The sequence below is a fragment of the Streptococcus sp. CCH5-D3 genome, from assembly GCF_001556435.1.
Lineage (GTDB): Bacteria > Bacillota > Bacilli > Lactobacillales > Streptococcaceae > Streptococcus.
In genome coordinates this window covers 20,506-39,844 of sequence record NZ_LSIW01000081.1, presented here as the reverse complement: position 1 = coordinate 39,844, position 19,339 = coordinate 20,506, and the positions used below count along the sequence as shown (strand labels likewise).

Here is a 19,339-nt window from a genome sequence, read left to right as displayed (position 1 = left end):
GAAAATTGATGAGAGGTGGTCTTATGACCTATTATATTTCAGCCAAACGTTTTTATTTTGAACATAAAATCAAGGAAGGTGGCTACCTAGCGGTTGAGGATAGCCGTTTTGGTGACTGGACGGAAAATGTACCAGAAGGTGCAGAGGTGCTAGATTACAGTGATTATCAGATTTCTCCGGGTCTTGTAGATACTCACATTCATGGATTTGTGGGTTATGATGTCATGGATAATTCTGAGGAAAGTCTTCTAGGCATGAGTCAAGCCTTGCTTTCAGCAGGTGTGACCTCCTTCTTACCGACAGCTTTAACGGCGCCATTTGAAGAGTTGAAGGCTATTTGCCAAACAACAGCTAATACGGTTGGTAAGGAGACTGGTGCCAAAATTCAAGGGCTCTTCTTTGAAGGACCTTATTTCACTGAAACCTACAAGGGAGCTCAAAATCCTAAGTATATGGGCAATCCAAGCGTGGAACAATTGAAGGAATGGCAGGAGGCGGCTCAAGGAAAACTGATTAAATTTGCCCTTGCTCCTGAACGTGAGGGAGTAGCTGAATTTATCCAAGAAGCAACCAAGCAAGGTGTGACAATCGCTCTAGGTCATTCCAATGCTACATATGAAGAAGCCATGGCAGCAGTGGAAGCCGGGGCGTCCGTTTGGGTTCACGTCTACAACGGGATGCGTGGCTTTACCCACCGTGAGCCAGGTATGGTTGGTGCAGCCTTCGATAGTCCAGAAACTATTGGTGAGCTGATTGCAGATGGTCATCACGTGGTCCCTGCAGCTTGTAAGGTTCTTATCAAGCAAAAGGCACCTCAAGGAGTTGCCCTAATTACAGACTGTATGTCAGCGGGAGGCTGTCCGGACGGCGACTATATGTTAGGCGAACTTCCTGTTATTGTTGAAAATGGTACCGCCCGCCTCAAAGAAGGTGGTAATCTAGCTGGATCTATCTTACAACTTAAAGACGGTGTCAAACATGTGGTTGATTGGGGACTTGTGACAGTTGCTCAAGCCTTACAAATGGCCACTAGTGTTCCAGCTAAATCGGTTGGGCTTGAAAATACTTGCGGAAGCCTAAAAGCAGGTTTACCAGCTGATTTTATTGTATTAGATGACTCCTTGGAATTACAAGCAACCTTTGTTGATGGACGAAAAGGTTGGGAAAAATAAGAGTATGAGTAGCACTTTCTTATGAAGGTGCTGTTTTTTATTGATTTTTACAAAGGTGTTAGAGTAGTGTAAAATAGAAATACTTTGTATTTTACAGGAGGTAATATGTCAAAACGTATTTGGAGCATTGCCCTGGCCTATGTTGGTGTAATGATTGGTGCAGGGGTATCTTCAGGACAGGACCTCTTACAGTATTTTGTTAGTTTTGGAGCCTGGGGACTGATAGGTGTCATAGTTCTAGGAATCTTGCATGTTGGCTTTGGGCGACTCATGATTGCTCTGGGAAGTTATTATCGCTCAGACGATCACTCAGTAGTCCTGGCAGAAATCAGTCATCCTGTTATCTACCGTATTTTGGATATCGCTTTGATTATCACTTGTTTCCTGTTTGGCTTTGTTATGACAGCGGGGGCAGGGGCTAACCTAAACCAACAGTTTGGCTTTCCGATTTGGGTAGGTGCTTTCCTGTGTACAGCTCTGACTATTTTTGTGAGTTTCCTAGATTTCAAAAAAATCATCGGTGTTATTGGAGTTTTTACCCCTATGATTCTGGTTATGATTGCCATGATATTCGTGACCAATGTTTTAGGGCGTCACTGGGATTTTGCTGAGATGGATAAGGTGTCGCAAACCATTCAATCTCCTTTTCCGAGTATTTGGCTGTCTGTGGTTAACTATTTCGCCGTTTGTGTCATGTCAGCCATAGCCATGGCCTTTGTCATGGGTGGCTCTATTCTCAAAATCAATGAAGCTGAAAAGAGTGGAGCCTGGGGAGGATTTATGGTTGGGGTGATTTTCTTCGTCACAACCTTGATTCTCTTTGCTAACAGCGATAAGATTGCTAGCTCAGATGTTCCTATGTTGGCTATTGCAAAGGAAGTGAACCCTATCTTTGCGACGCTCTACGCCTTGGTCATTTTTGGATTGATTTTTAATACCGTCTTTAGTCTCTACTATGCCCTTGGGAAACGCTTCTCAGCAGGTAGTGATAAACGCTTCAAATTCTTTGTGGCTACATTTGCCCTTGCTGGTTTTGCTATTTCCTTCATGGGCTTCCGTCAATTGGTAGCGGTTATGTATCCTATTATCGGTTATTTGGGAATGCTGATGTTGGTCGTGCTGGTTGTGGCTAACTACCGCAAAAAAGCTAAGATTCGTAAGGAAAAGGAAATTCGAAATCATCTCTTGTCTATCGTTGAGAAAGCTTATGATCCCAATCAAGACTTGACCCATCGGGACAAGAAAAAGGCCGAAGAACTTCGAGAAGCTTCAATTATTGATAATGAGATTCTCCATGAAGACTCTCATGCACATGTTCGTCAGGAAATGGGGATTAGTAAGAAGGATTAGAATTTTATTTTACAAGTTTCTCTATTTCTGCTATAATACTGACAAGAAAGAAGGGCTTATGGCGTTTTTCTAGCGAGCTTGGGACAGTGGAAGCCAAGTAGAGCAAAGTAGGCAAGTGGCGCTTTCTCTCAGCAAATGGCTGAAGACAAACAGATAAAATGAAGTAATAAATTAGGGTGGAACCGCGTTTCTGACGCCCCTAGGTCAAACGACTTAGGAGCAGAGACACGGTTCTTTTTGTATCCTGAGTCACAAGAAACTTTATGAATAAGGAGTAAAACATGTCTAAAAAATTGACTTTCCACTGCGTCAGTGGCAGAGACCTCCTTACAGTCGGACTGCCTCACGCTCAGCACTAGGGTGCCTGAGCTAGACGCAGTACTAACTCGTCTTGCCTCGTATAATCGACGAGGCAGACTCGTGTCGCAAGAAATCATTTTTAATCAAGGAGTATTCAATGTCTAAGAAATTAACATTTCAAGAAATTATTTTGACTTTGCAACAATACTGGAATGACCAGGGGTGTATGCTCATGCAGGCTTATGATAACGAAAAGGGTGCGGGAACTATGAGTCCTTACACCTTCCTTCGTGCCATTGGTCCGGAGCCATGGAATGCGGCTTATGTAGAACCATCTCGTCGTCCAGCTGATGGTCGTTATGGGGAAAACCCAAACCGTCTTTACCAACACCACCAATTCCAAGTGGTCATGAAACCATCACCATCTAACATCCAAGAGCTTTACCTTGAGTCTTTGGAAAAGTTGGGAATTGATCCGTTGGAACACGATATCCGTTTTGTTGAAGATAACTGGGAAAACCCATCAACTGGTTCGGCTGGTCTTGGTTGGGAAGTTTGGCTTGACGGTATGGAAATCACTCAGTTCACCTATTTCCAACAAGTCGGTGGTTTGGCAACTGGTCCAGTAACTTCTGAGGTCACTTACGGATTGGAACGTTTGGCTTCTTACATCCAAGAAGTAGACTCAGTTTATGATATCGAGTGGGCTCCAGGCGTTAAATACGGAGAAATCTTCCTTCAACCAGAATACGAACACTCAAAATACAGCTTTGAAGTTTCTGACCAAGACATGCTTCTTGAAAACTTCGAAAAATTTGAAAAAGAAGCAGGACGTGCCTTGGAATTGGGTCTTGTTCACCCTGCCTATGACTACGTTTTGAAATGTTCACATACTTTTAACTTGCTAGATGCTCGTGGCGCTGTTTCTGTTACAGAACGTGCCGGTTACATTGCCCGCATCCGTAACTTGGCCCGTGTCGTAGCCAAAACCTTCGTCGCAGAACGTAAGAAACTTGGTTACCCACTTCTTGACGAAGCCACACGCGCAAAACTCCTAGCAGAAGAGGAAGAATAAGCAAAGTTACAAGAATGGAAAATGGGCGAACCTAGTGAGCCCACATGGCTACCCAGAGGCAAGTCGAAGACTTGCTAAAGGGATAGGCGCCGCCGTACTGGTATATGGGAATTTTTGAAACGTTAGGTTCAAAAATCAGTTAGCTAAATCCACTTTGATGAGACTGTTGGAAATCTATGTTAAGGAGACACCAGATTTCCATACAGCCTCACAAAGTTAGTTAGCAACATCCCCAGTACCTAAGGCGCCTATCGAAAAAAGAATTTTGTAAAGGAAGAAACATGACAAAAAACTTATTAGTAGAACTTGGACTTGAAGAGTTGCCAGCCTACGTTGTCACACCAAGTGAAAAACAACTCGGGGAGAAAATGGCAGCCTTCTTGGATGATAACCGTCTCTCATACGAAAGCATTCAAACCTTCTCAACACCACGCCGTTTGGCAGTCCGTGTGATTGGTTTGGCTGATCAACAATCCGATTTGACCGAAGATTTTAAAGGCCCTTCTAAGAAAATCGCTTTGGATGCAGAAGGTAACTTCTCAAAAGCGGCGCAAGGATTTGTCCGTGGGAAAGGCTTGACTGTTGACGATATCGAATTCCGTGAAGTCAAAGGTGAAGAGTACGTTTATGTTACTAAACACGAAGCTGGAAAACCTGCTAAAGAAGTTTTGGTTGGCGTTCCAGAAGTGCTTGCTTCATTGACTTTCCCTGTCAGCATGCACTGGGCTAACAACACATTTGAATACATTCGCCCAGTTCACACCTTGACAGTTCTTTTGGGCGACGAAGCGCTTGACCTTGACTTCTTGGATATCAAGTCAGGTCGTGTGAGTCGTGGACATCGTTTCCTTGGACATGAAGTGGAAATTACCAATGCGGATTCTTATGAGGAAGACCTTCGTACTGTTTACGTGATTGCGGATAGCAAAGAACGTGAAAACATGATTCGTGAGCAAATCAAAGCTATCGAAGCAGAACAAGGTGTTCAAGTCCAAATCGAAGAAGGACTTTTGAATGAAGTCTTGAACTTGGTCGAATACCCAACTGCATTTATGGGAAGTTTCGATACTAAGTATTTGGACGTTCCAGAAGAAGTCTTGGTGACATCAATGGAAACGCACCAACGTTACTTTGTTGTACGTGACCTTGACGGTAAGCTTAAACCAAACTTCATCTCAGTCCGTAATGGTAACGCTGAGCACTTGGAAAATGTTATCCGAGGAAATGAAAAAGTATTGGTGGCCCGTCTTGAAGATGGTGAATTCTTCTGGCGTGAAGACCAAAAACTTAAGATTGAAGACCTCGTTGCTAAATTGGCTAACGTGACTTTCCATGAAAAAATCGGTTCTCTCTCAGAACACATGGCCCGTGCTGGTGTCATTGCCGCATCATTGGCTGAGCAAGCTGGTTTGACTGCCGAAGAAACGGCCGCCGTAGCGCGTGCAGCTGAAATCTATAAATTTGACCTCTTGACTGGTATGGTCGGAGAGTTCGATGAATTGCAAGGAATCATGGGTGAAAAATACGCCCTCCTTGCTGGTGAGGATGCTGCGGTTGCGACAGCTATCCGTGAGCACTACCTTCCTGATTCAGCAGACGGAGCTCTTCCAGAGACTAAGGTTGGTGCCATCCTTGCGCTTGCAGATAAATTGGATACCCTCCTTTCCTTCTTCTCAGTTGGCTTGATTCCATCAGGTTCTAATGACCCTTATGCGCTTCGTCGTGCAACGCAAGGGATTGTTCGTATCTTGGATGCTTTTGGTTGGCACATCCCTATGGATGAGTTGATCGACAGCCTTTACGCCCTTTCATTTGATAGTCTTTCTTATGACAATCAAGCAGAAGTCATCAACTTCATCAAAGCGCGTGTGGACAAGATGATGGGACGCACATCAAAAGATATCAAAGAAGCCGTTCTTGCTGGTTCAAACTTCGTGGTTGCGGATATGCTTGAAGCAGCTGACGCCCTCTCAGAAGCTGCTAAGGCTGATGGTTACAAGGCAGCTGTTGAATCACTCTCACGTGCCTTCAACTTGGCAGAAAAAGCAGATGCTTCAGTAACAGTCGATGCCAGTCTCTTTGAAAATGATCAAGAAAAAGCCCTTTCTAAAGCAATTGAAGAGCTTGAATTGACTGGTTCAGCTAGTGACAAATTGGCTCAGCTCTTTGCTCTTAGCCCAGTCATCGATGCATTCTTTGACAATACTATGGTAATGGCAGAGGATGAAGCTGTTAAAAATAACCGTTTGGCCCTTCTTTCGGGTCTTGTGGCTAAAGCCAAAGCTGTTGCAGCCTTTAATCAATTGAATACAAAATAATAACTTGATGGCAGGTAGAAAGTAGGTTTTATTATGACACCTGAAAAAATTGCTCGTATCAATGAGCTTGCTAAAAAGAAAAAAACAGAAGGCTTGACACCAGAAGAAGAGGTAGAACAAGCAAAACTTCGTGAAGAATACATTGAGGGTTATCGTCGCTCAGTTCGTCACCACATCGAAGGAATTAAAGTGGTTGACGAAGAAGGTAACGATGTGACACCTGAGAAACTACGTCAAATCCAACGTGAAAAAGGCTTGCATGGTCGTAGCCTTGATGATCCTGAATCATAATAACTAGTAACAAGGGTTTGGAAGTTTTCCAAGCCCTTGTTTTGAAGTATAAAATTCTGAATATTCTGTATAATATTGACCAATTGTTTCAAAAATGGTACAATGTAGGTTATGTTAAAAATTGCAGGACTCAATGAGTCTTGCTTAATAGAATTGGAGTGAAAAAAATGTCGCAAAAGCAACATCATAAAGACGACGACAACCAGACTGAGAATGGGATGGTGCGTGGTCTTCAAAACCGTCACGTCCAGCTGATTGCCATCGCTGGTACAATCGGTACAGGTCTCTTCCTTGGGGCAGGGCGTTCCCTTTCCCTAACAGGACCTTCAATCATACTTGTTTATATGCTGACAGGTGTCTTCATGTACCTCATGATGCGAGCTATCGGTGAGATGCTCTACATGGACCCGGACCAACATACCTTTATTAATTTTATTACGAAATACCTTGGTAAAGGCTGGGGATTCTTCTCAGGTTGGTCTTACTGGGTATCACTGGTATTTCTTGGTATGGCAGAAATTACGGCTGTATCGAACTATGTGCAGTTTTGGTTTCCAAGTTGGCCTGCCTGGCAGATTCAGATTGTCTTCTTGATTATCCTGAGTTCGGTTAACTTGATTGCGGTTAAGATTTTCGGGGAAGTTGAGTTTTGGTTTGGGATGATCAAGATTATCACCATTCTTGCTCTTATCGCAACAGGTATCTTCATGGTAGCAACTAACTTTGAAACGCCTGCTGGACATGCTAGCCTTTCCAATATTACACACGGCTTTCAGATGTTCCCTAAAGGTTGGGTGAGCTTTGTCATGACCTTCCAAATGGTCTTCTTTGCCTACCAAGCCATCGAATTTGTAGGGATTACAACATCTGAGACAGCAAATCCACGTAAGGTTTTACCAAAGGCAATTAAGGAAATTCCGATTCGTATTGTCATTTTCTATGTGGGTGCCCTCATTGCCCTCATGGCTATCTTCCCATGGCAAAAACTTCCAGTTAATGAATCACCCTTCGTAACGGTCTTCCAAATGGCTGGTATCAAGTGGGCAGCGGCTTTCATTAACTTTGTTGTTTTGACAGCAGCAGCCTCTTCTTTGAATTCAACACTTTATTCAACTGGCCGTCACCTTTTCCAAATCGCTAGGGAAACACCAAACAGTAAGGTTATGAAATCTTTGAAACTTGATACCTTGGCCCGTAATGGTATTCCTTCACGTGCTATCATTGTTTCAGCCATTGTAGTTTGTGTTTCAGCCTTCATCAACGTCTTACCTGGTGTATCTGACGCCTTCGCTTTGATTACCGCATCTTCATCAGGTGTCTACATTGCCATCTATATTTTGACCATGCTTGCTCATCTCAAGTACGGTAAGTCTCAAGAGTTTATGGCAGATGGCTTCCTTATGCCAGCCTATAAGATTCTTAATCCATTGACTATCCTTTTCTTCATCTTCGTCTTTGTTTGTCTCTTCTTGCAAAAGTCAACAGTTGTCGGAGCTATTGGGGCAGCCATCTGGATTGTCGTATTTAGTATCTATAGTAACTGGAAACACAGTAAATAAATCAATTTAGCTCACCTTTATGGTGAGTTTTTTGTTGTCAAAAAAAGGACACAAGGTGTCCCAATTATTATCTATGCAATACTTTCTTGACTTCCATGGTGAAAGAAACCACTTAAGAGCCCCTTACTACGATGGAAAATAGCAGGCTTGTGATCGTTGTGCGAACGACCATTAACATCAAGTTTAGCCCATTCAAGAGCCTGGTGGGCATTTCGGTCTGAGACTGTAGATGTCCCAATATAGCTGTAGATACCTGCCTGAGCGAGAATAAAACCTTGCAGTTGGCGAATATTTTCATCATTGAGTGCTTCGGAAAAATGAATCTTTACTGTCTTATAAGTTAAAGATTGGACAGACTCAACGATAGGTGAATCTGCTAAGAGGTGCAAAAGTTCTTGATGCTTAGTAAAGGACTTATCATAGTCCATTGGAAGAATTATAGTATGGGTAATCCAATCTTCCAAGTTGGCTTTAGCCTTTTTACTAAGACCTCTTGCTGTGATACTGAGGTTATCTATATTGAAAGGAAGTTGGTCGATGTGAGCAGTATTTGAACCATATACCTTTCTGAAAAGCGGTGTACTTGATAGAATATGTCCAGTAGGAGAAATAATAGCTAAGGCAGTTTCCTTGGTTTGGTAACCAAGCTCGTGGCATTTCATGCTAGCGTATGTATCTTTAAATTCAATAATTGCACTTGTTTTCATCGTGTAACTCTCTTTCTGTTAGTTTATAAACTAACAATAGTTTATCATGACTTATTATCTTGGTCAAGATTTTACCTCAAAAAACAAAAAATATTTTTGTAAGGGCTTGCAAAAATATTTGGACTCTGATATTATATAACCATATCAAAAGGATTGTTACTGGTCAGCAGGCAAAACCTAGATAAATACGGAAAACTAATGGGAGTAGTGTATACTCACCCTAATTGGTTCTTGGTATTTATTTAGGTTTTTTTCGTTGAAAAAGCCTCGAAAGAACTAAAATCCTAGAAAAGAAAGGAGCCCTTATGGCTAAATATACTGAATTAGCTGAAGACATTCTCAAACACGTTGGTGGTAAGCAAAATGTCAATAGCTTAAAACATTGTGTGACACGTTTGCGCTTTGATTTGAAAGATGAATCTAAAGCAGATGATGACTACCTTAAGAACCGTGACGGAGTTGTTACTGTTGTTAAGGCAGGTGGACAATATCAGGTGGTTATCGGTAACCATGTGCCTGATGTTTATGCGGAGGTTCTCCAAGTTGGTGGTCTTCCAGCAGGTGGAAGTCTTGATCTTGATGAGGGGGATGCACCAAAGGGAAATCTCTTTGACCGCTTTGTATCTTTGGTATCAAGTATTTTCCAACCTTTCCTTGGGCCTTTGGCTGCAGCCGGGATTATCAAAGGAATAGTCGCTGTCATGGCAGCATGTGGCCTGTCAGCTGCAACAAGCCCTATGTATGTCATCCTTAATGCGGCGGGGGATGGTTTCTTCCAGTTCTTGCCAATCTTGATTGCCTTGACTTCTGCTCGTCGTTTCAAGGTTAATGAGTTTACAGCTATTGCGATTGCAGGAGCACTTGTTTATCCTGATATTGCTACGCTGGTGACTGCTCTTCAGAAAGCTGGTCAAGGTCATGTTCTAGGAGTTATTCCATTTGCGCTTCCTGCAGGGGGCTACCTCTCAACTGTAATGCCTTCTATCTTGGCAATCTGGGTGGCTTCATACATTCAAAAATTCTTTACTAAGATTACTCCAGATGTCATTAAAGTCTTCGTAGTACCTTTCTTTACATTGCTCATTACAGTACCATTAACATTCTTGGTGGTGGGACCAATTGCCAACACTTTCTCTGATGGATTGACAAGTCTTTTCCAAGCGATTATGAACTTTAGTCCGATTGTCTTTGGTCTTGTACTTGGTATCCTATGGCAAGTCTTGGTTATGTTCGGAATGCACTGGGCGCTTGTTCCCCTTGCTATCTTAGATGTGGCAACAAACGGAAGTTCTACGATTCTTTCAGCAGCTATCCTTCCATGTTTCACGCAAACAGGTGTATTGGGGGCTATCATGCTTAAGACAAAAGAAGAAAAAGTCCGTATCATTTCTATGCCAGCCTTTGTTTCATCTATTTTTGGTGTAACAGAACCTGCTATCTATGGGGTGACTCTTCCAATGAAAACACCATTCTACATTTCATGTGGTGTTTCAGGACTTATGGGGGCTGCCATGATGGCCCTAGATATTAAGACGTATTCAATAGGTGGTCTGGGTGTTTTTGTCTTCCCAAGCCTTATTGGACCGGATGGTAACCTTTCTAAAGTTATCTTTGCCATTATTATTGCCATTGTGGGTGGTGTTCTTGCCTTCCTCATCCAACTCTTTGTGCGAGTACCAAATCTATACGGTGGTGGAGCAGCTAAGGTTGAGGAAAAAGCTGAAGAAGCTGCACCTGCTCCTAAAGAAATTCAACAAGAAATTATTGCGAGCCCACTTATCGGGAATGTTGTCCCACTTGACCAAGTTCCTGACCAAGTCTTTGCCTCAGGAGCTATGGGTAAAGGTATCGCTATTGACCCTACTGATGGGGTAGTGGTCGCACCAGCTAAGGCAACTGTTAATTTAGTCTTCCCTACTGGTCATGCGATTGGTTTGACAACTGAAAATGGTGCAGAGCTTCTCATTCATATTGGTATGGATACTGTTTCTCTTGCTGGTAAAGGCTTCAAGACCTATGTGGAAGCAGAGGATGTCGTAGAAGCGGGTCAAAAACTTATAGAATTTGACCTAGCAACTATCCGAGACGCTAAATTACCAGTTATCACACCAGTCATTGTAACCAATACAGCTGACTTTGATGATGTCTTAACAACTAAAGAAGCTCGTGTTAACACTGGTGATTATCTCCTCACCGCTGTTAAATAAAAAAGAAATCCGAGAATCAGCTTCTCGGATTTTTGTTTATTTGAATTTGTAGTCTTTAACGACTTCAACGGAATTGACCGTTACATTTTCTTTTGGTTTGCTGTTGTCATCGACTTCAAGATTGCCAATGGTATCAACGACATCCATGCCTTTGATGACTTGTCCAAAGACGGTATATTTAGTATCGCCAGCTGAGTAACCACCTTTTTTGTAGGCGTCAATGATAGGTTTTGGATAGCCAGCATTTCCTAGCTGTTTGCTTTGATCATCCTTGTTTTGAACAATGTAGAATTGGCTGCCGTTTGACTCTTTAGCACCAGTATTAGCCATAGCAAGTGCGCCACGGATGTTGTAGAGGAATGGTGTAGGCTCAACAGCGAACCCTTTCTTCCAGATAGATTCTCCACCAGTACCGTCACCCTTAGGGTCACCACTTTGAATCATGAAGTCCTTGATGACACGGTGGAAGGTAAGCCCATCATAGTATTTGTCCTTGGCATGCTTCAAGAAGTTTTCAGAAGCCTTAGGAGCAAGTGTAGGGAAGAGCTTGACTGTGATATCACCCTTTGAAGTGTGGAGGATAACTTCAGCTTCGTCCTTACCAACCTTGTCTGACAACTGTGGAAAGGCATCTTTTCCAGATTTTTGAGCCTTTTCTAATTGTTTAGTGAATATCTTGTTATCAACGTAGGCATCTCCACGAACGGCGCGTGAGATGTTCTCACGAAAGGCAAAACCTAGGCCTGCGATAACAAGTACAATAATTAATGGAATGTACTTTTTAATGTTTTTCATATATAACTCCTTTGGTGCATTATACCTACTATTGTAGCAGAAAAAAACCTTTTGGGAAACGGTTAACAGAGGTCTTTAAATATGGTAGAATGGAACTATCAACAAGAAAATGAACATGGGACTAGATATAGGGAAAGGTTGCCTCAGGCTAAAAAGTGAGGGCTGACTTTTGGAAGGACGCATGCTACTTGCTCTTATCAGAGATAGGTGTCTAAATTCTAACTATAGAAAACTTCGCTAAGCTGAAGGGGCCTCTTGTTTGGATTTCTTGAAAAAAGGAGATTTTTATGTCAACTAAAGCAGAATGGGCTGAACTCTTTGAGTCGGTACACGGGCGTAAGCCTAGCCCCCAAGAATTTTTGGATGCTAAAGCAGCTGACTTTGATACAAGTGCTTTGGCTGCTCAAGCAGCATCTGTAGAAGCACCAGCTAATGAACCTGTCGCTGAAGAAGTAGCTCCAGAACCAGTTGCTACTGAAGAAGTCACAGAACAAGATGACATCGCAGATGTAGCTGAAACAGCTGAGGATGCCGTCGCAGAACAAGCAAGCAGTGAATCACCATTTGGTGCAGAAGCTTTCTCAGAAGCACCTGTGCAACAACCAACCCCACAATTTGATTCAAGCATGTTTGAAAAGGCACCTATCTCATCAGCTCAAGGATTTGGAACAGTTCCTAATCCAGCAGCAGCTGGCTCAGCAGATAAACCTCTTTTCAATCTTATCTTGCCAATCGTTGCGATTGCACTTTCAGTAATCTTTGCAGTCTTGGCATGGTTTGTAGGTCCTGCTTGGCTCTTCATCATCTTGACAGTCCTCGCAGTTGCGGTGGCAGTTGTTTCACTTGTCTTTAGCCTTAAATCAAGCAAGAAATTGCTTTCAATCATTGCAACAGGTGTTGCTGGTCTCATGCTCTTTGTGTCTATTGGTGGTTTGATTTTCCAAATCTCTCAAAACGCTAGTGATAACACAAGCTCAAGCAAGACATCAAAAGTTGCTGATAAAGACGATGATGCTGACAAGAAAAATGATGACAGCGATTCAAAATCTGACTCTAAATCTGATTCAAAAGGTGATAGCACTGACGTCAACGATTACATTGACAAAAATGCTAAATTTGACTGGAATGAATCTAAGTTCCAGAAATTGAAAGTCGGTAAAGATACCGTTAAGTCTATCATCAAGACTTATGGTAAGGCTTCTGATGCACAAATCTCTGGCGATGAGATGAAGTTGAATTACTCTGGTAAAGACTATGGTGAAAGTGTTTACCTAAACTTTAAGAAACAATATGACGGTACATTTATCTTGTCATATGCTTCAGGTAGATTCCCTCAAGATAAGGTTGAAGTTGATCGCTCTTACAAAGCTGACTGGACAAAAGAACAGTTTGATGCTCTCACTAAGGGTGATTACACTGATCCATCAAACGGTACGAAACTTGAAGATATCGTTAAGGATCACCCTAAAGCTTCAAGTGCAGAATACACAATCTCAACATCTCGTCAAGGTGAATTCAAAAAAGAAATGAGCATTTCTTATAGTGACTATGATGCTGGAGATGGTAAACTCAAGAGTGTTTACTTGTCATTTGATACCAAAGAAGATGACGATACGTTCTACCTTACTTATAAATCAGGTCCAGATGGCGAGGATTAATTAAGGAACAGGAGGGGAAACCTTCCTGTTTTTTCTTGATAAAAGGAGAAAACTATTGAGATTTTTAAATTATACATTCGATCAAAGCCAGTCTCTTGTCACTAAGGAGACCGTAGAAAAGCTCAATCAAAAAGGAAGCTGGAAACGATTTATTGGCTTGTTTATCACTTCAATCCTTCTTTACTTTTCTTCCATTGCCACACCGATGTTTATAAAGGGCTTGACCGTTGAACAAGATCCTACATTTTCTTGGATTCAGTGGCCCATGATTATCTTGTATGTGGTCATGTATCTGGTCTATCTGCTCCTTTCAATAAAGTACAGAAGAAGCCCGATGAAACTAAAATTTTGCACCTACTTTTACATGGTAGTCTTACTCGCTATCTTTACAATATGTGCTGGTATAATGATGATGACACGACGAAATATTGTCAGCATACTATCGGGAACTATGTTTCTTCTTTCCATTTATTACTTGATTCGAACGGTTCCCCGTAAACTGAAAGAAGCTCTTCAAAATCAGACAGAGTTTAGCCCCATGGTAGCACTTGTGACTGAAAAGATTTCGGATGGTTTGGTCTTTTTAAGTGGAACAGGGATTACAGCTGGACTGGTGCTTTTTGACCGCTCTACTGGAAGTGACATTAGAGGGAACATTGATGCGGTGTTAATGCCTATAATGCCTGCTATATTTGTCTTTGCGACTTATGTCTTTTCCATTGATTTGCTACGAGGCTATTACCTTTTTAAATATTCTGAGCAATATCGAGAGCAATTTGGCTACTCAGCTAAGGACTGGTATGGCGAGAAGTCGAAGGAGTATAGGAGGATGCAGGGTTAAGTTGTGGTTAAAGTAATGTATGAAATTGATGGCAAAATGCTTGAAGTTAAAACAATTTTAAACCGTATTGGAGGATAAAATGGAAAAACAAATTAATGAAAAAATTCGTGAGATTGCTCAGAGTGTTAATGAAGAGGGGAAAAATGAGTATATCTACAATCTCTATATTCCAAAGCATTATAATTTTCCTAATAATACTGAAATTATAGATATTGAAAAAATAATTGAACAAATTAAAGGGAATCTTCCAAATCAAGGGGTAATCTTAAATGACTAACATAACATTTTCACAAGTTCAAAAGAGTTTTCACAAGAAGTTGGTGTTAGACATTCCTGATTTTCAAGCGGATTCAGGTGAAATCTTCTCCATCGTTGGTGGCAATGGTGCCGGTAAGTCGACTTTTATCAAGCTCTTGGCAGGGATTTTTTTGCAGGATAAGGGCGAGGTTCGTGTCTATGGCGTTTCTAATCGCTCCAAGAAAATCCACTCGCTGGTCAAGTTTGTCTTGGAGAGCGGGCAGGGGTTGTACAGTTATTTGACAGCTATGGAGAATCTCCAATATTTTCTAAGCTTGAATGGGATTGCCTTGTCTCATATCAAGGCAGAGGTGGATGTCTTGTGTGACCAGCTGGCTTTTACCCCTTATAAGGACACGCTGGTTTCAGAACTGTCCCAGGGCAACCGTCAAAAATTGACCTTAATCTTAGCCTTGGTGCAAAAACCGAAAGTACTCTGTTTGGATGAGCCGACCAATGGGCTAGATTTGCTGGCAAAAAAACAGCTGATGACTCTTTTGCAGGATTATGCTCGTCACCATCAAGCCAGTATTTTTATCACCAGTCATGATGCTAGTTTTATCGAGAAGGTCAGCACTCGGGTGGTGGTAATTCAGGAGGGGCGGCTTTATCGTGAAGGAACCTTTGAAGAGATTTTTGGCAATGTCCACCAGCATGAAGTCTATCACTTGCTGTTAGATAAGAGTGCAGAAAGTGTACTGAAACAAAGATTCCCTGAGCTGGACTACAAGGTGCTTGACGGTGGGATTTCGGTAGAGACCAGAAATCCAGACCTTTATCGGCTATTGCTGGAAGAAACAGAAGTCTTGCAGTTCACCCGAGAACCTGCCTCTTTGGAAGATTTGCTTTATGAGGTGCTCAAATGATGCTAGCAGCTATTGGGCGAGAGTTTAGTCGCCAACTCAGTGAATACAAACAGTTCAAAGTCAATCTTCTCTTTGCCAATCTGGGAATTTTCTTTCTAATTACGGGTTTTCTGACCTATTTTGACAGCCAGCAAGATACTTTTGAGCTGTTTATCTTGCTTTTTACTTGGTATTTTTCTAGCCACAGTATCACCCATCCAACCTATTTTATCGAGGATGAGATTGCAGACCGCACCATTATCAACGTGATTCAGAGTCGGCGGAGCATATTTGGCATGCTTTTTATCAAAATTATCGTACAGATTTTGTTGGACTTGGTCAAGGCCATTCCTTTGTTTTGCTTGGTTGCCTTGGTTCAGCAGATTGCCTTTCCTACTGACTGGGTCGATACATTTGTTACCTTTCTTCTGTCCTTTGTGGTTATTGCGTCCCTTTATGGTCTAGGCTTTCTCTTTGCCAGTTTTTCCTTTGTCTTTACAAAAATTTCCAGTATTACTAGCCTCCTTGCTTACGGGATTCTCTTTTTGGTTGGTTTTCAGGAACAATCGAGTCATTTGATTGCTACTTTAACTCGTTTCTTGCCTTTCCATCTCTTGGTGAGTTTTATCCGCCAGCCAAGTTGGTTCGTTCTTTTATTATTACTGGGATACGGTTTGATTTACTGGCTCTTGGGTTTCTTGTGCTTTCAAACTTGTTTGACCTATGCCAAAAAGAAGGGAAGTTTGTTCCATGTATAATGAAGTGAAGCGATTTTATCTCTTTCGCAGGAGACGCTGGGCGGATACCCTGTTTGACACCCTCTACCACGTCATTTTCATTCTTGGTTTTTATAGCCTTTTGAGGGGAAATTCTGACTTTCAGTTGTCCTATTTCTATTATTATTTCATCTTGACCCATGTGGTCTCCTTGGGTAATGAAGAGTTGGAGTACGAGATTCGGTCTGGGCAATCTTTTGGCACCCAGTATGCTTTGCAATCAGTGTATAGAATTTACCTGCAACGAGCAGTGGTTTACTTTGTTTGGTTGTCTTTGATCTTCTGGATTGCTCTACTTTTGATTCATCAGGATTTACCAACTCACTTTTCTTTGAAGGTCATCAGTTTTCAAGGACTGCTCGTGGTACTGATTGGTTTCCTGATTTTCCTCGGCTATTATCTTGTCATGATTCGACTGACCATCCGCTTCCAACGAATTTCAGTCTTGGTAGATTTTCTAAACACCGTGCTCTTATTCTACTCAGGACTCGTCTTTCCAGTGGTGAGTTTTGGGAATTTGAAGAAATTATTTGATGGGATTATAAGAAATTAAGGATTCTTTTTCAATGCAGAGTCCTTTTTCTATTGAAATCTTCTTTTAATTCCTATCCTCTGAGATGGTGAAGGTGATATACTCCCACTTACAGTGGACAGTGAAAATACTATAATTCACTAGAAGTGAATGGCACCACAAAAGTTAGACAGAAAAATCTAACTTTAGGGTACAGTTTTTTTTCGACTTTCATCCATTTTCATGAGATAGCTTGTCACTTAAGCACCTAAGGCAGTCTCAAAAAATTATCTCTTATATCCGACCTTATTTTCATAAGACCAGATTAAAGTATGATAAAATAAAGAAAAAGAGATAAAGGAGTCAGCTATGGCAACTAGAGAAGAATGGGTGCGTCACTTTGAGGACGTCAATGGTCGTAAACCAAGTCCTGAGGAGTTTATGGAAGCTAAGAAAGAGGGCTTTGTCATCGCTTCGGAGGAACCAAGTGCCCAAGTGTCTGAGCAGGTTGAGTCTCAGCAAGTGGATAGCTCTGAAACTACTGAAGAGGTGTCTGCTGACTCAGTAGCAGATACGCAACTAGACGAAGTTCAGGTGACATTAGAGGAGGAAGCTCCTAATCACATGCCTGAGTTGAATCTGGAGAAAGAGCAAGAAAAAGAAACTCCAAAGGCAAGTCAGATACCTTTGGAAAACCCTTATTACAAACCAAAAGTAACCAAGAACAATGCTTTTGTTAATATTGCTTTGCCAATCATTATTCTAGTTTTGGGGATTCTATTTGTCGTTTTGTCTTGGACACTTCCTATCGGTTTTGTCTTTACCTTCCTTGCCTTCTTCCTTATCATTTTGGCTATTGTGACTTTGGTTTTGAGTCTGAAATCGACACGCAAGGTACTATCTATTATTGCCCTAGTCATGTCAATTATCTTCTTCATGACTTCGCTTGCTGGAGCAGGTTATCAAGCGGTGAAATATGTCATGAACCATGCTGAACAGTTCCAAAGTGACGGTCACGATAGAGCTTATCTGTACATCGATGAGAATTATAAGTTTGACTGGACTGAGGATCAGTTTAAGGAGTTGAAGGTTGGTACTTTGACATTGGACGAGGTCTTGGACGCTCACGGTAAGGCGACTGATGCCGAGTATAGTGATGCTTACGAGGAAGATAAACCAGATTTGCTAGACCTCACCTATAGAAAAGAAAATACAGATGGAAACAACTATGTTCGTTTGACTTTCGAGATAAAAGACGGTGTCTATGTTTTGAAATCTGCCTCAGCAACCTTCGACTATGATAAGGTCAAAGAAGTCGATGACTATCATAGCAACTGGACAAAAGATGACTATGAAAAGTTGGCTGTAGGTACACAAGCTGATTTGCTTAAGGGGACACGACTTTCTGAAGTGGTTGAAAAACACCCAGAGGCTAGCTTCACTTATCATGAAATGACACAAACTGAACAGGGCGATCTCACTCAGTCAGTGAGTCTTAGCTACCGAGATTATAATCCAGAAAATGGTAAGGTAGATACTGTTCGTTTGACCTTCGACTATGACAAACGTGAAAACGAGTACTTCTTGACAGATAAATCAGACGAATAAGACTACTTTGTTAGTCATTCAAGCTCAGGGTTGCCTGGGCTTTTTAGTATCAACAAAAGAGGATAAAATCTGGTATAATAAAATTGATTGATTTTTCAAGAAAGAAGTGTCACAGATGAACATACAACAACTACGTTATGTCGTAGCCATTGCCAACAGCGGAACCTTTCGTGAGGCAGCCAGCAAGCTCTTTGTGAGCCAGCCTAGCCTATCAGTGGCTATCAAGGATTTGGAGCAGGAGTTGAATTTTCAAATTTTCACCCGTACAACGACGGGGGCTGTCTTGACCAGTCAGGGCATGACCTTTTACGAACGTGCACTTGAAGTGGTACGCAGTTTTGATAGTTTTGAAAATCGCTATCTCAATGCTTCTGAAAAGGGGAACCAGTTTTCGATTGCCAGCCAGCACTATGACTTTTTGCCACCTTTGATTACGACTTTTTCAGAGCGTTACCCTGATTACAAGGATTTCCGTATCTTTGAGTCTACGACCATTCAGATTTTGGATGAGGTAGCCAAGGGGCACAGTGAGATTGGGATTATCTATTTGAATCGTCAAAATAGCAAGGGAATCCAGCAAAATATGGACAAGCTTGGGCTTGAGGCTATTGATTTGATTCCGTTTAAGACTCACATTTATCTCCGTAAGGGGCATCCTCTGGCTAAAAAAGAAAGTCTGGTCATGGAGGACTTGGCAGCCTTGCCTACGGTGCGTTTCACTCAGGAGAAGGACGAGTACCTTTACTATTCTGAGAACTTTGTGGATACGTCAGATTCATCTCTTATGTTTAACGTGACAGACCGTGCGACTTTGAACGGTATCTTGGAACGTACGGATGCTTATGCGACGGGGTCTGGCTTCTTGGATGCACAAAGTGTGAATGGGATTACGGTGATTCCGCTTGAGGATAATTTGGATAACAAGATGGTTTATGTCCGTCGTAAGGGGATTAACTTGTCGTCTTGTGCTCTCAAGTTTGTCAATGTTATGTTTGACTACTTTGATACATACAAACCATAGGAGGATTT

Annotated in this window: 16 protein-coding genes and 1 pseudogene; 15 read left to right on the top strand and 2 right to left on the bottom strand. The window is 41.9% G+C overall.

The annotated features are described in order from the left end of the window. Nucleotides 1-23: 23 nt before the first annotated feature. From nagA to AX662_RS05610, 6 genes are all read left to right on the top strand, one after another. Nucleotides 24-1,172, top strand: coding sequence for an N-acetylglucosamine-6-phosphate deacetylase (gene nagA / locus AX662_RS05635; protein ID WP_060971892.1), 1,149 nt, complete (start codon nucleotides 24-26; stop codon nucleotides 1,170-1,172). Nucleotides 1,173-1,277: 105 nt separating this feature from the next. Beyond that, the gene (locus AX662_RS05630; protein WP_060971868.1) at nucleotides 1,278-2,522 is read left to right on the top strand and encodes a YkvI family membrane protein; all 1,245 of its coding nucleotides are present in this window, start codon (nucleotides 1,278-1,280) and stop codon (nucleotides 2,520-2,522) included. A gap of 457 nt (nucleotides 2,523-2,979) precedes the next feature. After that, nucleotides 2,980-3,897 carry a glycine--tRNA ligase subunit alpha gene (glyQ, locus tag AX662_RS05625; protein ID WP_049496776.1) on the top strand — a complete coding sequence of 306 codons (918 nt, stop codon included), beginning with the start codon at nucleotides 2,980-2,982 and terminating at the stop codon, nucleotides 3,895-3,897. 281 nt (nucleotides 3,898-4,178) lie between these two features. Then, on the top strand, nucleotides 4,179-6,215 hold the full coding sequence (gene glyS / locus AX662_RS05620; protein ID WP_060971867.1) for a glycine--tRNA ligase subunit beta: 2,037 nt from the start codon (nucleotides 4,179-4,181) through the stop codon (nucleotides 6,213-6,215). 33 nt (nucleotides 6,216-6,248) lie between these two features. Further along, on the top strand, nucleotides 6,249-6,506 hold the full coding sequence (locus tag AX662_RS05615; protein ID WP_048790600.1) for a DUF896 family protein: 258 nt from the start codon (nucleotides 6,249-6,251) through the stop codon (nucleotides 6,504-6,506). A gap of 167 nt (nucleotides 6,507-6,673) precedes the next feature. Next, nucleotides 6,674-8,065: an amino acid permease gene (locus tag AX662_RS05610; protein WP_060971866.1), complete on the top strand. Its 1,392-nt coding sequence runs from the start codon at nucleotides 6,674-6,676 to the stop codon at nucleotides 8,063-8,065. Between the two features lie 71 nt (nucleotides 8,066-8,136). Here AX662_RS05610 and AX662_RS05605 read toward each other — a convergent pair whose 3' ends face one another. Then, nucleotides 8,137-8,772 (bottom strand): hypothetical protein, encoded by a 636-nt coding sequence (locus AX662_RS05605; RefSeq protein ID WP_060971865.1) that lies wholly within the window; start codon nucleotides 8,770-8,772, stop codon nucleotides 8,137-8,139. A 305-nt stretch (nucleotides 8,773-9,077) separates the two neighbouring features. Here AX662_RS05605 and AX662_RS05600 point away from each other — a divergent pair, with 305 nt between their 5' ends. After that, nucleotides 9,078-10,979, top strand: a complete 1,902-nt coding sequence (locus AX662_RS05600) for a beta-glucoside-specific PTS transporter subunit IIABC (RefSeq protein WP_060971864.1) — start codon at nucleotides 9,078-9,080, stop codon at nucleotides 10,977-10,979. Nucleotides 10,980-11,015: 36 nt separating this feature from the next. Here the strand turns inward: AX662_RS05600 and AX662_RS05595 are convergent, their stop codons facing one another. Then, nucleotides 11,016-11,774 (bottom strand): peptidylprolyl isomerase, encoded by a 759-nt coding sequence (locus AX662_RS05595; RefSeq protein ID WP_060971863.1) that lies wholly within the window; start codon nucleotides 11,772-11,774, stop codon nucleotides 11,016-11,018. Between the two features lie 287 nt (nucleotides 11,775-12,061). On the opposite strand from AX662_RS05595, the gene AX662_RS05590 reads away from it, so the two are divergent. The 8 genes and pseudogenes from AX662_RS05590 to AX662_RS05555 all read left to right on the top strand — a co-directional run bounded on the left by AX662_RS05590 (nucleotide 12,062) and on the right by AX662_RS05555 (nucleotide 19,331). Further along, complete coding sequence (locus tag AX662_RS05590) at nucleotides 12,062-13,432, top strand: hypothetical protein (protein WP_060971862.1); 1,371 nt, start codon at nucleotides 12,062-12,064, stop codon at nucleotides 13,430-13,432. Nucleotides 13,433-13,844: 412 nt separating this feature from the next. Continuing rightward, complete coding sequence (locus tag AX662_RS10970; protein WP_231728415.1) at nucleotides 13,845-14,273, top strand: hypothetical protein; 429 nt, start codon at nucleotides 13,845-13,847, stop codon at nucleotides 14,271-14,273. Between the two features lie 79 nt (nucleotides 14,274-14,352). Beyond that, nucleotides 14,353-14,466 (top strand): annotated as a pseudogene (locus tag AX662_RS11100) (immunity protein YezG family protein); the annotation flags it as partial. A gap of 76 nt (nucleotides 14,467-14,542) precedes the next feature. Continuing rightward, entirely contained in the window at nucleotides 14,543-15,436 is an 894-nt protein-coding gene (locus AX662_RS05575) for an ABC transporter ATP-binding protein (RefSeq protein WP_060971859.1), read from the top strand. Beyond that, nucleotides 15,433-16,173: a hypothetical protein gene (locus AX662_RS05570; RefSeq protein ID WP_060971858.1), complete on the top strand. Its 741-nt coding sequence runs from the start codon at nucleotides 15,433-15,435 to the stop codon at nucleotides 16,171-16,173. The genes AX662_RS05575 and AX662_RS05570 overlap by 4 nt, the downstream gene beginning before the upstream one ends. Beyond that, complete coding sequence (locus AX662_RS05565) at nucleotides 16,166-16,744, top strand: hypothetical protein (RefSeq protein ID WP_060971857.1); 579 nt, start codon at nucleotides 16,166-16,168, stop codon at nucleotides 16,742-16,744. The genes AX662_RS05570 and AX662_RS05565 overlap by 8 nt, the downstream gene beginning before the upstream one ends. A 327-nt stretch (nucleotides 16,745-17,071) precedes the next feature. After that, complete coding sequence (locus AX662_RS05560; protein WP_060971856.1) at nucleotides 17,072-18,310, top strand: CD20-like domain-containing protein; 1,239 nt, start codon at nucleotides 17,072-17,074, stop codon at nucleotides 18,308-18,310. A 115-nt stretch (nucleotides 18,311-18,425) separates the two neighbouring features. After that, entirely contained in the window at nucleotides 18,426-19,331 is a 906-nt protein-coding gene (locus AX662_RS05555) for a LysR family transcriptional regulator (RefSeq protein WP_021144556.1), read from the top strand. Nucleotides 19,332-19,339 lie beyond the last annotated feature (8 nt).

What these genes read in the sequence shown, in the direction of transcription:
- nagA (WP_060971892.1), top strand. Translation starts at nt 24, where the DNA reads ATGACCTATTATATTTCAGCCAAACGTTTTTATTTTGAACATAAAATC.
- AX662_RS05630 (WP_060971868.1), top strand. Translation starts at nt 1,278, where the DNA reads ATGTCAAAACGTATTTGGAGCATTGCCCTGGCCTATGTTGGTGTAATG.
- glyQ (WP_049496776.1), top strand. Translation starts at nt 2,980, where the DNA reads ATGTCTAAGAAATTAACATTTCAAGAAATTATTTTGACTTTGCAACAA.
- glyS (WP_060971867.1), top strand. Translation starts at nt 4,179, where the DNA reads ATGACAAAAAACTTATTAGTAGAACTTGGACTTGAAGAGTTGCCAGCC.
- AX662_RS05615 (WP_048790600.1), top strand. Translation starts at nt 6,249, where the DNA reads ATGACACCTGAAAAAATTGCTCGTATCAATGAGCTTGCTAAAAAGAAA.
- AX662_RS05610 (WP_060971866.1), top strand. Translation starts at nt 6,674, where the DNA reads ATGTCGCAAAAGCAACATCATAAAGACGACGACAACCAGACTGAGAAT.
- AX662_RS05605 (WP_060971865.1), bottom strand. Translation starts at nt 8,772, where the DNA reads ATGAAAACAAGTGCAATTATTGAATTTAAAGATACATACGCTAGCATG.
- AX662_RS05600 (WP_060971864.1), top strand. Translation starts at nt 9,078, where the DNA reads ATGGCTAAATATACTGAATTAGCTGAAGACATTCTCAAACACGTTGGT.
- AX662_RS05595 (WP_060971863.1), bottom strand. Translation starts at nt 11,774, where the DNA reads ATGAAAAACATTAAAAAGTACATTCCATTAATTATTGTACTTGTTATC.
- AX662_RS05590 (WP_060971862.1), top strand. Translation starts at nt 12,062, where the DNA reads ATGTCAACTAAAGCAGAATGGGCTGAACTCTTTGAGTCGGTACACGGG.
- AX662_RS10970 (WP_231728415.1), top strand. Translation starts at nt 13,845, where the DNA reads ATGACACGACGAAATATTGTCAGCATACTATCGGGAACTATGTTTCTT.
- AX662_RS05575 (WP_060971859.1), top strand. Translation starts at nt 14,543, where the DNA reads ATGACTAACATAACATTTTCACAAGTTCAAAAGAGTTTTCACAAGAAG.
- AX662_RS05570 (WP_060971858.1), top strand. Translation starts at nt 15,433, where the DNA reads ATGATGCTAGCAGCTATTGGGCGAGAGTTTAGTCGCCAACTCAGTGAA.
- AX662_RS05565 (WP_060971857.1), top strand. Translation starts at nt 16,166, where the DNA reads ATGTATAATGAAGTGAAGCGATTTTATCTCTTTCGCAGGAGACGCTGG.
- AX662_RS05560 (WP_060971856.1), top strand. Translation starts at nt 17,072, where the DNA reads ATGGCAACTAGAGAAGAATGGGTGCGTCACTTTGAGGACGTCAATGGT.
- AX662_RS05555 (WP_021144556.1), top strand. Translation starts at nt 18,426, where the DNA reads ATGAACATACAACAACTACGTTATGTCGTAGCCATTGCCAACAGCGGA.